The organism is Mesorhizobium sp. WSM4844 (assembly GCF_055811775.1).
In genome coordinates, this window is sequence record NZ_JBVVQB010000021.1 from 79,781 (window position 1) to 92,682 (window position 12,902).

The window sequence follows — 12,902 nt, forward strand, 5'->3', positions numbered from 1 at the left end:
CGTTGACCTTCGTTGTGGAGAAAAGAAGAAAGGGGCGATCCTCGTTGATCACCCCTCCAAAAAGCTCGCGCTGCCGTTGGTCCGATCAGAGATCGGCAAACTGAGCCATGGAGGACCTGAAAACTCGCTCGGCCATTTCGTCCAGTCCTAGCTTGCGGTGTTTGGCCGAAAGGATCTCCGTGCCGTACACGCCGCGGTAACCGGCTGCCTGTACCTCGCGAAGAAACGCCGGGACATCGAGTTCCCCTTCCCCGCAAAGCTCGCGATAAGCGATCGTGTCTTCCCAAATGTCTGGTACCGGCGCCACCTTCAGCGCGTCGTCAATTTCCACAGCCTTGATGAACCGAGCGGGTATCTTGCGAATTTCGCTATAGGGAATGTTGCCTCGGGCCATGTGCCATATGTCAATGAGCAGGCCACCGTTGTTGCGATTTGCACCGGAGACGATCGCCAACCCGGCTTCGATGGTACGCACATTTGACCAAGGCATGATTTCCAATACGATGTCGGTGCCATAGGGCGCAGCCTCGTCGCATAACTTGCCCAGTTCATCCGCCATCAGCGGCACGTCGGCGGGAGCATCCTCGAAGCCAGGACCGACCTTGATATCCTTTAGCCCCAATTCCGCCGCGACCTCGAGCATAAGCTTGCGGACCTTGTCGGACTCCTGACGCTTCTTGTCGCGGCGGAACCAATTGGTCAGGAACTCGATCTCGAGGTGCTTGATGCCGTTCGCCTCCACGACCCGGCGCATTTCCCGGTAGCCGATCTGATCCCTGACATGAACTACATCCTCCGAATGGAGGCCAAAGCCCTTGAATCCGGCGCGGGCGGCGGCCTCGACACGGTCCTTGAACGGGAAGGGGCTGATTTCCGTCGGGCCCAACGGAAAGACGTCTCCAGAAAGGGCGAAGTAGGAAATCAGGAGTTCAACGTCTGCAGCCATCACGATGTCCTTGCGGGAATGCATACCGTGCCTCCGCGAACAGCGCGGCACCCGTTTTGGCTAACGTTCTACCGTGCGAGAATAAACCCGGTCGCTGGGAAAACTGTGTTGCGTGGCGCGCAAAAATCGGCCTACCGAGTCCACAGTTCCTCGTAGTTGTTTGCGCGGAACTGCTCGACGAGAAAGTCGAGGAACAGCCGGGTCCGGGCAGGCATGAAGGATTTGCTCGGATAGGCGATATTCATTGTCAGCCTCGGGAGATCCCAATCATCGAGGACGCGGACAAGGCGCCCGGCTTCGAGATCTTTGTGGATGATGTACGTTGGTTGCGCCAGGATCCCAAGACCGTCGCGAGCGGCCGCGCAAATGAGCTGGCCGTCATTGGCATTGATGATGCCATCGACCTCGACGGCTACAGCATCCTCGCCCTTGCGGAAGTTCAGGTGATTCCAGTTGTCGGCCAGAGTGTAGAGGATCAGGTCGTGGTCCTTGAGGTCGCTGGGATGCTTCGGGACGCCGCGGCGATCGAGGTACTCCGGTGACGCCGCCAACAGCCGGCGCGTCTCGGCCAGCTTTCGAATAGTAATGGAGCTATCGGCCTCCACGCGACGCGTGCGGATCGCAAGATCGAGTCCATTTTCGATGATGTCGTAATAGCGGTTGGATGCCACCACTTCGATCAGCACACTGGGGTAGCGCTGCCTAAACTGCTGAACCACCGGCATCAGATGCAGCAACGAAAACGACAGAGAGGCCCCCACCCTCAACCTGCCGGTTGGCGCATGAGCCCGGGCCGTAACGTTTGCCTCGGCCTCCTCCCAGTTCGCCAGGATGTCTCGGGCGTCCAAGTAGAGCTGCTGGCCTTCGGTGGTCGTGCTGAGCCGGCGAGTGGATCGTTGAACCAGCCGGGCACCGAGCCTCGTCTCCAGATTCACAAGGTGGCGGCTAACTCCGGAAACCGAGAGGTCAAGGGCATCCGCCGCCTTTGTCATGCTCTGTTCCTCAACGATCTTGAGGAACACCTGTAGCTCGGTCCAACGATCCACTTTTTGCATCCGGCGGAAAGGTGTTTTGAGAAAGCCAGTCTTCATCGCTTCCCAAGCAAATGCAATCACTTCCGTCAAAGTCGCGCGGTCACTTGGCTTGAGAGGGAACGGATGGATCAGCTGGCGGCACAGAAGGGGCAAAGGGAGCGGGTTAAACATGTCGTCATGTGGAACCTCCTTCCAAGCGCCGACGGCCAGAAAGCCGCTGCGGTAGAAGCGGTCAAATCGCGCTTTGAGGCATTACTCGGAGCGATCCCGGGCCTTCTGCACATTGAAGTAGGCGTGGATTTCAGTGGCGTCGATTACGCCTGCGACGTGGTGCTATACTCAGAGTTCGAGAGCGCCGAAGCTCTGGAGGCATATGCCAACCATCCCGCCCACCTGAAGATACGTGACGAGCTCCAGGGTGTGCGTATTGCGCGGTACCAGGTCGACTACGTGTCAACGGAGGAACCCTCGCCATGAAGGTTGCCGTCCACTGCATCGATCATCCAGACGCGATCGATATTCGTCTTGCTCACTACGATGAGCATAAGGCCTATCTGGCCGCGGGAAAGATGAGGACCGTGATCTCCGGACCGCTGTTAGCGGCCGACGGCGCCACAATGATTGGGTCGCTGTTCGTCTTTGAGGCCTCCAGTGTGGCTGAGGTTGAAGCATTCAACGCTGCCGACCCCTTCAACCGGTCGGGCGTATGGGCCGAGATCAGCATCAAGCAATTCAACCTGCGCGTTGACAATCGGGAGTGAGCAAAATGGCAAGGCTGCCTGAGAGTTTCGTCTACAGCGCCAATGCGTCACGAGTGGTCTTTGGCGCGGGATCGGTTGGAAAGGTCGGAGAAGAAGTCGACCGCCTGGGGCTACAGCGGGTTCTGGTCCTCTCGACACCCCAGCAGGAGGACTTTGCGCTGACGGTGGCCTCCCGTCTCGCCGCGAAGTCAGTTGGGGTGTTCTCGGGCGCCGCGATGCACACTCCGGTGAATGTCACCGAACAAGCGATGCGAGACATTCAGGAAAAGGATGTCGACGGGCTCATCGCCATTGGCGGTGGTTCGACGACTGGCCTGAGCAAAGCTTTGGCCCTGCGCACCGATCTGCCGCAGATCGCCATCCCGACCACCTATGCCGGCTCTGAGATGACGCCCATCCTCGGTGAAACGGCGAACGGTCAGAAGAAGACGATCACTTCGCCGAAGGTCCTGCCTGAAGTGGTGATCTACGATGTCGACCTGACGCTTTCCCTACCGGTCGCCCTCTCAGGAACCAGCGGCATCAACGCTATCGCACACGCGGTTGAGGCGCTCTACGCTCAGGACCGGAATCCGATTATCGACCTGATGGCGGGCGAAGCCATCGGTGCATTGGCCAAGGCCTTGCCCACGATCAGGCTTGATCAGCGGGACAAGGAAGCACGATCCCTGGCCCTGTACGGTGCTTGGCTGGCGGGAACGTGCCTGGGGGCCGTGGGCATGTCCCTGCACCACAAGCTTTGCCATACGCTCGGCGGGACGTTCGACCTCCCGCATGCAGAGACGCACACCATCATGCTGCCTCATGCCCTCGCCTACAATGCGCCGGCAGTCCCGGATGCCATCGATCGCCTGAAGCGCGTTCTGAAAACCGACGACCCTAGCCTGGCGCTCTACGAACTCGCCGGCCAGGTAGGAGCCGCGCGCGCCCTCAAGGACATCGGCATGCCGGAAGAGGGTCTTGGTAAGGCCCGCGCATTGGCTCTGTCTAACCCCTACCGGAACCCACGGCAGCTCGATGAAGATCTGATAGGGCGCCTCCTCCATCGCGCCTACGCCGGCCTCCCCCCTCTGGTTGAATAGGTGATCGAATGGGTTCGCTTGAATTGCGGCTGCCCGACATCGTCGTTGTGACTGGGACAGCGTCAGGTCTCGGGCTCGAAGTGGCCAGGCAACTGCTGCAGAGCAACTGTCAGGTGGTCGGCGTCGATATGGCGCCATCTGCGCTCGAATCCGATGGCCGGTACCAACAGGTCACCGGCTCGATCGCTGATACAAGTACCTGGAACAGGGTGGTCGATCTCCTCGACGCCCAAGCGTCCGCAACGCTGGGGCTCGTGACCTGCGCCGCAATCCTCGACGTGGGCACTGTACCTGAAGCGACACCCCAGCGCATCGAGCGCACCATGTCGGTGAACGTGACCGGCACCGCCTTGGGGATGGCGATAATCATCCCTCGGATGGAGGCGAAGGGCGGTGGCGCCATCGTTGCGGTTGCGTCAGTCAACGCCACCTTGGCCGAGCAGCAACTGGCCATCTACAACGCATCGAAAGCAGCCGTGCGTCAGCTGGCTCGAACCGCAGCACTCGACCACGCACGGCGAGGCATCCGGATCAACGTTCTGAGTCCCGGTCCCATGATGGCTGGCCTCTTCAAGCGACACGTCGAGAGCGCCACCGACAGCTCCAGGTTCCTGGCAACCCGGGCAAATCGACAGCCGCAAGGCCGCATCCTCGAGGCAAGCGAGGTCGCGCAAGCAGCGTTGTTCCTATTGTCAGATGGGGCAACGGCACTCCTTGGCGCAGACGTGATCGCCGATGGTGGATTGACTGCTGGTTTCGATTTCCGAACCGGCGCCGAAGGGGCGTCCGTCTAAACTCACGATCGTTGGGAGGAAGCAATATGGACACTGGTCTCAAGGGAAAGGTCGTAATCATCACCGGCGCCGCCAATGGCATCGGCCGCGCCACGGCCTTGGGTTTCGCCAAGGAAGGCGCCGACCTCGGACTGTTGGATATCGACGAGAAAGGATTGGCAGAGGTCGCGGCCGTCGCCAGTCACCATGGTGTCACGGTTCACTCCGCAGGCGCCGATCTCTCGGAAGCGGCTGGAGTGTCCCGCGGCATGGACGAGCTTCTGAAGGCCTTCGGGAACCGCGTTGACGTGCTCGTCAACAACGTTGGTTCCGGCGCAATCCGCAGCTTCGACGACGTCGATGACGCGGCGTGGGATGCAACGCTTTCGCTCAACTTCATGAGTTATGTACGAGCGATCCGCAAAGCGCTTCCAATCCTGCGGGCCAATGGCGGCGTCATCGTTAACAATGCGTCGGATCTGGCGCGACAGCCAGAACCGGTGCCGGTCGACTACTCGGTATCGAAGGCCGCAATCCTCGCCCTCACCAAGGCATTGGCCCGAGCCGAGGCTCCCAAGATCCGCGTCAACGCTGTTGCTCCTGGCCCCATCTGGTCGCCTTTTTGGGAGAAACCCGGGGGCTTCGCCGAGACGATGGGCAAGTACCACAAGATGGAGCCGCAGGCGGCCGTCGAGCACGAAATGAAACTTCGGCAGCTGCCGCTGCAGCGGCTCGGGACGCCGGACGAAGTCGCGAACGTCATCCTGTTCCTCGCCTCTGATCTGGCCTCGTTCGTTACGTCCTCGGTCTGGGGCGTCGACGGTGGCTCGATCCGATCCATCATCTGACGTGAATGTCTCCGTCCCCAATGATCGGCTGCCGGCTGGCTTCGAGTTCGCCGTCGCCTGCGTTTGCGGCGCAATCGTCGCGAACCTCTATTTCGCACAGCCCATCGTCGGGGAAATTGCCGGCACGCTTGGGTTCGCGCCCGAAGGTGCTGGTATCATCGTGACGCTTGCCCAGTTGGGCTATTGTCTTGGCCTCCTACTTTTAGTGCCGCTCGCTGACGCGCTCGAAAACCGCCGCCTGGCTTTGGCAGTGCTCGTCGTCGGCTTCGCCGCCTCGATCACAATGGCACTGACAACCTCGCCGACGCTCTTCCTGATCGCGTGCTTCGGAATCGGCGTCGGGTCAGTGTCCGTCCAGATCCTGCTTCCCTATGCGGCCGCGCTTTCCGATCCTAAGCGCCAAGGCTTGATGGTTGGGCGAGTCATGTCCGGCATCCTGACTGGCATCATGCTGTCTCGGCCTGTGTCGAGCCTGATCACCGGTCCCCTCGGCTGGCGGTCGGTCTTCTTCGCCTCTGCCGCCATCTGCCTGGGCGCCGCTGGGCTGATCCTCGCTCGGATGCCGGCGCGACACCCCGAGAGCAAGCTTCGTTACGGAGCGATGCTGAAGTCCATGGGTTCGCTCGCTTTGGGCAACCGCCTGCTTCAGCGTCGGGCCGCCTACCAATTCTTGATGTTCTATTCGTACACTCTTTTCTGGACGGCCCTGCCCCTGCTTCTGAGCAGGCCGCCCTACAGCCTCGACCAAGTCCAGATCGCACTCGTGGCGCTGGCGGGAGCCGCAGGCGCGATCATGTCACCTCTGGCCGGGAGGGTAGCTGACCGCGGAGCGATCACCTTGGGAACGACGCTCTCCCTCAGCGCCGGCGTCCTATCCTGGATCGTTGCCGGCTGGGGCGGATCGGGTGGCGTGGTTGGGCTGGCGGCCCTGCTGGTTGGTGCCCTCCTTCTCGACGGCGCCGTCCCCGTGTCCCTGGTGATGAGCCAGCGTGAACTCTTTTCCGCTCACCCTAACGAACGGGCTCGCCTCAACGGCCTCTTCATGGCAGCCTTCTTCGTCGGTGGGGCAACTGGCGCCAGCGTCGGCGTCTGGGCGATTGAGAGCTTTGGTTGGCATGGCGCTATGATTGCAGGCGCTTCGGGCCCCCTGCTTGCGCTGACACTGCATCTGACTTTTCTGGCGCTACAAGTGCCGTCACGTTCAAAAGGAGTTCGAAAGTGAGAGCTGCGCGCTTCTACGCCAAAGGCGACGTCCGAGTTGAGGAACTTCCGGATCCGGTCGACCTGCAGCCGGACGAAGTTCTTGTCCGCAACAGGTTGTGCGGCATTTGCGGCACCGATCTGCACGAGTTTGCCGACGGACCCCACTTCATATCTTCTCAGCCCAACCCTTTCTCGGGAGCCTCAATTCCGCAGATTCTCGGCCACGAGTTCAGCGGTGAAATCGCGGCCGTTGGGAGCGACGTGTCCCACCTGAAGCTGGGAGACCGCGTAGCGATCCAGCCGCACATGGGCCCGGCCGATGGTTACTTCGGCGTCCGCGGCCTGCATTTCCTTGGCACCCGCGGGGCCGCGACTGGCCTGACATGGAATTGGGGCGGGTTCGCGGACTTCGCGGTCATGAAGGCCTCCGCGACCGTCAAAATGCCTGACACCCTGACTTTTGAACAGGGAGCGATGGTGGAGCCGGCGGCTGTCGCGGTGACAGCAGTCGACCGCAGCGGGCTTGAACCGGGCGGATCGATCCTGATCACTGGTGGCGGCCCAATCGGGGCGCTTACGGTCATGGCCGCCGACGCCGCTGGCGCGGGCAAGATCTTCCTCAGCGAACCCAATGCGGCCCGCCGCAAGCGCATCGAGTCGTTGGGCATTCCGGTCATCACGATCGACCCTACCAAGACGCCGCTTGCAGACTTCATTCGAGAGCACACATTCGAGCGCCTCGGATGCGATTCAGCTATCGAGTGCGCGGGCAACCCGCGAGCCATTGCCGACTGCATCAGGTCTGTGCGCTCGCAGGCAACGGTGGTACTGGTCGGCCTCACCAACGCCAAGGCTGAGTTCTCACCTTTTGACCTGATTACACGCGATATTCGACTGCAGGGGTCGCTCTGCTACCCGACGACACTATGGCCGCGTGTTTACGCAATGATCGAAAGCGGCCGTTTGCCTGCCGAACGCCTAATCGATGACACGATCGCCTTGGACGACATTGTCGAGAAGGGATTCAAGCCGTTGCTGGATCCGAGCGGGACCAAAATGAAGATCTTGGTCGAGCTGGGCGCTTAGCTCGCAGGCCCGCAGTCGTCGACACCGCTGCGCGACTGCCGCCCCTCTGAATGAGCCGCTGACGACGATCCTACAGTCGCTTCAGGACGAAGTCGAACTTAACTTTCCACTTGGTCGGCACGTCGACGAGCGGCTCGAAGGCGACGATCAATGTGTCCTTCACCCCAAACACGGAATCCGACTCCAGGTACGGGTCTCCCGCGACGAAGATGTGCGTGCAGAGGCGATCGTATCCGTTCGCGCCAACCAGGAAATGCACGTGTGCGGGGCGGAAAGGATGACGCTCGAGCTGTTCGAGCATTTGCCCCACGGGTCCGTCATTTGGAATGGGGTATGAAGTCGGCTTGATCCCGACAAAGCTGTATCGACCGTCAACGCCAGTTCTGAAGATGCCACGGTTGTTGAACGGCGGCTGTATGTCAGGCTGCTGAACGTCGTAGAAGCCTTCGTCGTTGTCTGACCAAACGTCGACATAGGCGTTGTCGATTGGATTGCCGTCAAGGTCGAGGACGCGGCCCTCGTAAAGACAAAGCTCACCTTTGCCATCGAGGTTGATGTTGTCACCCATCTGCCGTTCGGGCGACCCGTCGACGTGGAATGGTCCAAACACCGTGTTCTCCGTGGCACCGGTGGGACGCCGATGATTGATCGCGTCCACGAGCATCGAAACACCGAGCACGTCCGAGAGCAGGATAAATTCCTGCCGCGTGTCGCTGCACATCTGCCCGGTACGGGTCAGAAACGCGATTGCAATCTCCCACTCTGCCTCGGTAAGTTCGACATCGCGAATGAAACCATGGAGGTGATTGATCAGCGACTCCATAACGGTACGAAGACGAGCATTCGTTCCATCGCCCATCCTCGCGAGGACCGCTTCGACCGAGTTCTGTTCATTCAGGTACTTTGACAATTCGACCTCCTCTCGGTCGCGCTCCCAATTCGGGCCGCCCTCCGACGCGATCCCTAGATCGTTTTTCCGAGCGATGCTTCGAGCTGGGCGAGTTCCTGCCCACCGGCCATCAAACTTTGCAGTTCTTCTGATGAAATATGCCCACGATCGGCCGTGCCAAGCGTCTTGCCGCGGTTGAGAACGGTAAACCGGTCTCCGACCGCCATCGCGTGCCGGACATTGTGGGTGATGAACACGACGCCGATGCCCTTCTTGCGTACCCGGTCGATTGTCGTCAGCACATTGGCGGTCTGGCGCACGCCAAGCGCCGAGGTCGGCTCATCGAGAATGAGCACCTTGGCGCCGAAATAGACGGCACGCGCGATCGCGACGGTCTGTCGCTCGCCTCCCGAAAGAGTGCCAACCGCCTGTCCCGGCTCTCGCAAATTGATACCCATTTGCTTCATCTGCTCGAGTGTGATGGCATCGGCCTTCTTGAAATCCAACCAGCGTAAGGGGCCGAAGCCGGCCTCTGGCTCGCGGCCGAGCCAGAAATTCCGGCTGACGCTCATCAGCGGGATCATGGCAAGGTCCTGATAGACGGTGGCGATACCGGCAGCGAGCGCCTCGCGAGGGCTTGTGAAATGAACGGTGTCGCCCGCTACCCTCATCTCGCCACCAGTCGGGGTATGGGCTCCCGACATCGTCTTGATGAACGTCGACTTACCGGCACCGTTGTCACCGAGCAGGCAGTGACATTCACCCGGCATGACGCTGAACGACACGCCGGACAGGGCGATGATGCGGCCAAAGTGCTTCTGGATGTCGATCATTTCCAGGATTGGCGTGGTCATCACCTTTCTCCTGTGATTGAGCGGCGGATGTACGTGTTGGCCACAACTGCGCCGAGGAGGATTGTGCCAAGGAACACTCGGAAGAGTGAACTCTCGACGTTGGTGAAGAACAGACCCTGCTGGACCACACCGAAAATAATGGCACCCAGAGCGGCACCCACCACAGACCCGTAGCCACCGGTCAGCAATGCACCGCCGATGACGACACAAATAATCGCCTCGAATTCCTTCATGATGCCGCGATCGGACGCAGCCGACCCGAACTCGATCGCTTGGGAGATGCCGAGGAGCGCCGCGCATATTGCGGCAACGATAAACATCAGTACCTTCACTCGAGCCACGGGAACGCCGACGTTGCGGGCAGCCTGTGGGTCACCGCCGGCAGCGTAAATCCAGTTGCCGAACTTGGTACGGGTCAGAACCCACTGCCCGACGATCACCAGGCCGATGGCCCAAAGTATCAGCATGGGAATGCCATCGACGATCGGTTGCCCTGCCCGCGTACCTCGGGTGTACGTTTCGATGATGCCTTGCTGACCCAGCCATGTGAACAGGCCTGTGAACGCTTTACCTCCGAAGAGCCAGGCGATGGGGTCGCCCGCTGCAGCATCACCGATCCCCGATACAACCGGCTGCTTGTTGAAGGTGATCGCACTCCAGATCGTCGCGCCGCGAAGGATGAACATGAAGGCCAGCGTCACGACAAACGACGGAAGACCTGTGCGAATGACAAGGACTCCGTTGATGGTGCCAATCAAGGCGCAGACCACAAAGGTCAGCAGGATCGCCAGCCAGACAGGAATGCCAACGTGGACGACCAGCAATCCGAAGACCATGCCGGAAAAGCCCACCATGGACCCGAGCGACAGATCGAACTCGCCTGCGATCATCAGCAGCGACACGCCCACGGCCAGCACGATGAACTGCGCCGAAACGGTGCCCCAGTTAATGACACCGTCCAGGGCGAACATCTGGGTGCCGCCGGCGAGAATGAGGAAGAAAGCGAACACGGCTGCCGTGCCGCCAATTGCTCCAAGCTCCGGGCGAACGAGCGCTCGACGCAGGAGTGAGTTCCGCTTGAGGCGCTCGTCGGTGCTAGTTGTGGACGTCATCTGATCTTGCCCGCAAAAGGAATCTGTAAGAAAGGAAGGGCGGAAGCGCAGGTCGCTTCCGCCCCCCGGGAGGCGAGGCGTTTACCGGTACTTGCCGGCCAGCGACTCGACGAGAGTAAGGTTGTCCTTCGTGACGAACCCCGGTCCTGAAAGCACCGAATTGGCCTGCAGCACCCCATAGCGGAGATCATTGGTCAGCGTGATGACCGGCAGGTAGCCCTGCAGGAAAGGCTGCTGGTCGATGGCGAAGTTGATGACGCCATCTTTGATCGCCTGCGAAATGTCGGGGTTGAGATCGAAGGTCGCGAAGTAGATGTCGCCCGCCATACCGTTGTCCTTCAGCGCTTTGATCGTCGGAATCGCGGTCATGGGGCCGAGGGTCAAAACGGCGCCCGTATCCTGATGGGTCGAAAGGTAAGCCTTCACTCGGTTGGCGATTTCCGCCGCGTCGGTGCCGGAGTCGATCATCTGCTCGCCCAGAGGCACGCCCAGACCTTCCGCGAAGCCTTCACAGCGCTGCTGCCCTGCCACATTGGGGAACAAGCTGTTCACGCAGAGGAACGACTTCATGCCTTCGGCTTTTGCTCGTTCACCGGCGCCCTTGCCGGCTTCATATTCAGGCTGACCGACGTGGAGCAGAGCACCGAGTTTTTTGGATTCCTCTGCCGTGCCCGTGTTCATCGTCACTACAGGGATACCTTGGGCAACCGCGTCCGCGATTGCGCCGCCCACTGTTTCGAGATCGGGGATCGTAACGATGATCCCGTCGGGCTTCTCGGCGGTCGTCTGCTGGATAATGCGCACCATGTCCGCCAAGTCGCCGGACGGCGGATTGCGGAACGTGACGGTTGCACCAACTTCCTCTGCTGCCAGGCTGGCGCCGTTCTTGACGGTGTTCCAGAACGTCTCGCTGTCAGGGGAATGGTGGATAAGGACGTATTTCTCGTCGGCAGCGCTTGCTGACTGTACGACGCCCATTGCGGCTGTTGCGGCGAGACTCGCCAACAGCATCGCCTTAAACGATAGGTTTTTCATCTGCTCCTCCACGTTGTTGACTGTCGCTCTACTGGCGCAATCGGGTTCTCCGCTTTGCGCCACGGTCCCCCTCAACCGCCAGCGTGGGATTTATGCAGCTATCTTGTCGTGGGATGAACTGGGGCCAGCACAAAACTCTATTGCATATCACGCAATAATTGCCGGCAGAATGCCGTCCGCATCACGACCAAAGGCAAAGTCGGCATGAATGGGGCCATGGACCCGACGTCAATGGTCGGCCGCCCTTAGCCCCTGTATCGGAGGGCGTCGACCAGAAGCGTGAAGGCGGCAGTATGCTGCCGCCGGCTTGGATAATAGAGGTGGTAGCCCGAATATGGCGGGCACCAGTCTTCCAGCACCCGGACCAGGCGGCCCTCCGCAACATGCTGGGATATCTGGTTTTCGAACGTGTACACCAAGCACAAGCCATCGACTGCGGCATGCAAGAGCATCTCGTTGTCGTTGAAGATAACCGGTCCATTGACCCGGACCTCAAGTTCGACACCGTCCTGTTCGAACTCCCAGGCATAAAGGCCGCCCCCGGTGTTCTGGCGATAGCTTGCGCATCGGTGTTCGCTCAAGTCGCGGGGTGTCTGCGGGGCGGGACGATTGGCAAAGTAGGCCGGGGATCCCACGACAGCCATCCTGACGTCTGGGCTGATCCTGACCGCAACCATGTCCTTTTGCACCTGTTCGCCCATGCGGATACCGGCGTCGAAGCGCTCTGCGACAATGTCGGTGAGACCTTCATCGACATGGACCTCAACCGTGATGTCGGGATAATTCTGCAGCAGTTTCGACAATACGGGCCACAGGACAGTTTGGGCGGCATGCCGGAACGTGGTGATGCGGATCGTGCCTGCAGGCTTGTCGCGAAGCGCCGTGAGCGCAGCAATTTCACTGTCGATATGGTCGAATGCCGGCCGCAGGCTGATAAGCAGCCTTTCGCCTGCCTCGGTCAGCGACAGGCTGCGCGTCGTTCGCGAGATCAACCGCACACCGATCCGTTGTTCGAGCATGCGCACCGCATAGCTGAGCGCGGATTGGGAGAGGCCGAGCTTCGCGGCCGCGCGTGTAAAACTCCCCTCCTCGGCAACCGCGATAAACACAGCCCATTCGCTGAAGTCGCCTTTTCTCACCTATAAACCTCATTTCTATATCCATGAGGATTATGGCGGACAATCAGCATGCCTGTCTCGACATGTTTTATGCTCGGCGCAGCCTCGCCGGCACAGGCCAGCATTCGGGACTGCCTGGAACCGCGCGGATTCCGAACGCC

14 protein-coding genes are annotated in these 12,902 nt (G+C 60.4%); 7 read left to right on the forward strand and 7 right to left on the reverse strand.

All coding sequences use genetic code 11. The features are described from left to right. Nucleotides 1-85: 85 nt before the first annotated feature. Together AC0L2A_RS18280 and AC0L2A_RS18285 are read right to left on the reverse strand one after the other, a co-directional pair. Nucleotides 86-970, reverse strand: coding sequence for a sugar phosphate isomerase/epimerase family protein (locus AC0L2A_RS18280; protein ID WP_473609933.1), 885 nt, complete (start codon nucleotides 968-970; stop codon nucleotides 86-88). Nucleotides 971-1,077: 107 nt separating this feature from the next. After that, on the reverse strand, nucleotides 1,078-2,061 hold the full coding sequence (locus AC0L2A_RS18285) for a LysR family transcriptional regulator (protein ID WP_473609959.1): 984 nt from the start codon (nucleotides 2,059-2,061) through the stop codon (nucleotides 1,078-1,080). A 42-nt stretch (nucleotides 2,062-2,103) separates the two neighbouring features. On the opposite strand from AC0L2A_RS18285, the gene AC0L2A_RS18290 reads away from it, so the two are divergent. From AC0L2A_RS18290 to AC0L2A_RS18320, 7 genes are read left to right on the forward strand one after another with little or no spacing between them, the layout of a single operon-like run. Beyond that, nucleotides 2,104-2,457: a Dabb family protein gene (locus AC0L2A_RS18290; protein WP_077378143.1), complete on the forward strand. Its 354-nt coding sequence runs from the start codon at nucleotides 2,104-2,106 to the stop codon at nucleotides 2,455-2,457. Then, on the forward strand, nucleotides 2,454-2,741 hold the full coding sequence (locus AC0L2A_RS18295; protein WP_091600589.1) for a YciI family protein: 288 nt from the start codon (nucleotides 2,454-2,456) through the stop codon (nucleotides 2,739-2,741). The genes AC0L2A_RS18290 and AC0L2A_RS18295 overlap by 4 nt, the downstream gene beginning before the upstream one ends. A 5-nt stretch (nucleotides 2,742-2,746) precedes the next feature. Then, on the forward strand, nucleotides 2,747-3,823 hold the full coding sequence (locus AC0L2A_RS18300; protein WP_473609935.1) for a maleylacetate reductase: 1,077 nt from the start codon (nucleotides 2,747-2,749) through the stop codon (nucleotides 3,821-3,823). A gap of 23 nt (nucleotides 3,824-3,846) precedes the next feature. Further along, nucleotides 3,847-4,617 (forward strand): SDR family NAD(P)-dependent oxidoreductase, encoded by a 771-nt coding sequence (locus AC0L2A_RS18305; protein ID WP_473609936.1) that lies wholly within the window; start codon nucleotides 3,847-3,849, stop codon nucleotides 4,615-4,617. Between the two features lie 26 nt (nucleotides 4,618-4,643). After that, a complete protein-coding gene (locus AC0L2A_RS18310; RefSeq protein WP_473609937.1) occupies nucleotides 4,644-5,444 on the forward strand; it encodes an SDR family NAD(P)-dependent oxidoreductase in 801 nt (266 codons plus the stop codon). Between the two features lies 1 nt (nucleotide 5,445). Continuing rightward, nucleotides 5,446-6,666: an MFS transporter gene (locus tag AC0L2A_RS18315; protein ID WP_473609939.1), complete on the forward strand. Its 1,221-nt coding sequence runs from the start codon at nucleotides 5,446-5,448 to the stop codon at nucleotides 6,664-6,666. Next, nucleotides 6,663-7,733, forward strand: a complete 1,071-nt coding sequence (locus AC0L2A_RS18320) for a 2,3-butanediol dehydrogenase (RefSeq protein ID WP_473609940.1) — start codon at nucleotides 6,663-6,665, stop codon at nucleotides 7,731-7,733. Before AC0L2A_RS18315 ends, AC0L2A_RS18320 begins: the two co-directional genes overlap by 4 nt. 70 nt (nucleotides 7,734-7,803) lie before the next feature. On the opposite strand, the gene AC0L2A_RS18325 is transcribed toward AC0L2A_RS18320, so the two are convergent. From AC0L2A_RS18325 to AC0L2A_RS18345, 5 genes are all read right to left on the reverse strand, one after another. After that, nucleotides 7,804-8,592: an intradiol ring-cleavage dioxygenase gene (locus AC0L2A_RS18325; RefSeq protein WP_473609960.1), complete on the reverse strand. Its 789-nt coding sequence runs from the start codon at nucleotides 8,590-8,592 to the stop codon at nucleotides 7,804-7,806. Nucleotides 8,593-8,696: 104 nt separating this feature from the next. Further along, a complete protein-coding gene (locus tag AC0L2A_RS18330) occupies nucleotides 8,697-9,476 on the reverse strand; it encodes an ATP-binding cassette domain-containing protein (RefSeq protein WP_091600581.1) in 780 nt (259 codons plus the stop codon). Then, nucleotides 9,476-10,588 carry an ABC transporter permease gene (locus AC0L2A_RS18335; RefSeq protein ID WP_091600580.1) on the reverse strand — a complete coding sequence of 371 codons (1,113 nt, stop codon included), beginning with the start codon at nucleotides 10,586-10,588 and terminating at the stop codon, nucleotides 9,476-9,478. The genes AC0L2A_RS18330 and AC0L2A_RS18335 overlap by 1 nt, the downstream gene beginning before the upstream one ends. Nucleotides 10,589-10,669: 81 nt before the next feature. Beyond that, entirely contained in the window at nucleotides 10,670-11,623 is a 954-nt protein-coding gene (locus AC0L2A_RS18340; RefSeq protein ID WP_473609942.1) for a sugar ABC transporter substrate-binding protein, read from the reverse strand. 245 nt (nucleotides 11,624-11,868) lie between these two features. Then, entirely contained in the window at nucleotides 11,869-12,762 is an 894-nt protein-coding gene (locus AC0L2A_RS18345; RefSeq protein WP_473609943.1) for a LysR family transcriptional regulator, read from the reverse strand. Between the last annotated feature and the right edge of the window lie 140 nt (nucleotides 12,763-12,902).

What these genes read in the sequence shown, in the direction of transcription:
- AC0L2A_RS18280 (WP_473609933.1), bottom strand. Translation starts at nt 970, where the DNA reads ATGCATTCCCGCAAGGACATCGTGATGGCTGCAGACGTTGAACTCCTG.
- AC0L2A_RS18290 (WP_077378143.1), top strand. Translation starts at nt 2,104, where the DNA reads ATGGATCAGCTGGCGGCACAGAAGGGGCAAAGGGAGCGGGTTAAACAT.
- AC0L2A_RS18295 (WP_091600589.1), top strand. Translation starts at nt 2,454, where the DNA reads ATGAAGGTTGCCGTCCACTGCATCGATCATCCAGACGCGATCGATATT.
- AC0L2A_RS18300 (WP_473609935.1), top strand. Translation starts at nt 2,747, where the DNA reads ATGGCAAGGCTGCCTGAGAGTTTCGTCTACAGCGCCAATGCGTCACGA.
- AC0L2A_RS18310 (WP_473609937.1), top strand. Translation starts at nt 4,644, where the DNA reads ATGGACACTGGTCTCAAGGGAAAGGTCGTAATCATCACCGGCGCCGCC.
- AC0L2A_RS18325 (WP_473609960.1), bottom strand. Translation starts at nt 8,592, where the DNA reads ATGGGCGATGGAACGAATGCTCGTCTTCGTACCGTTATGGAGTCGCTG.
- AC0L2A_RS18330 (WP_091600581.1), bottom strand. Translation starts at nt 9,476, where the DNA reads ATGACCACGCCAATCCTGGAAATGATCGACATCCAGAAGCACTTTGGC.
- AC0L2A_RS18335 (WP_091600580.1), bottom strand. Translation starts at nt 10,588, where the DNA reads ATGACGTCCACAACTAGCACCGACGAGCGCCTCAAGCGGAACTCACTC.
- AC0L2A_RS18340 (WP_473609942.1), bottom strand. Translation starts at nt 11,623, where the DNA reads ATGAAAAACCTATCGTTTAAGGCGATGCTGTTGGCGAGTCTCGCCGCA.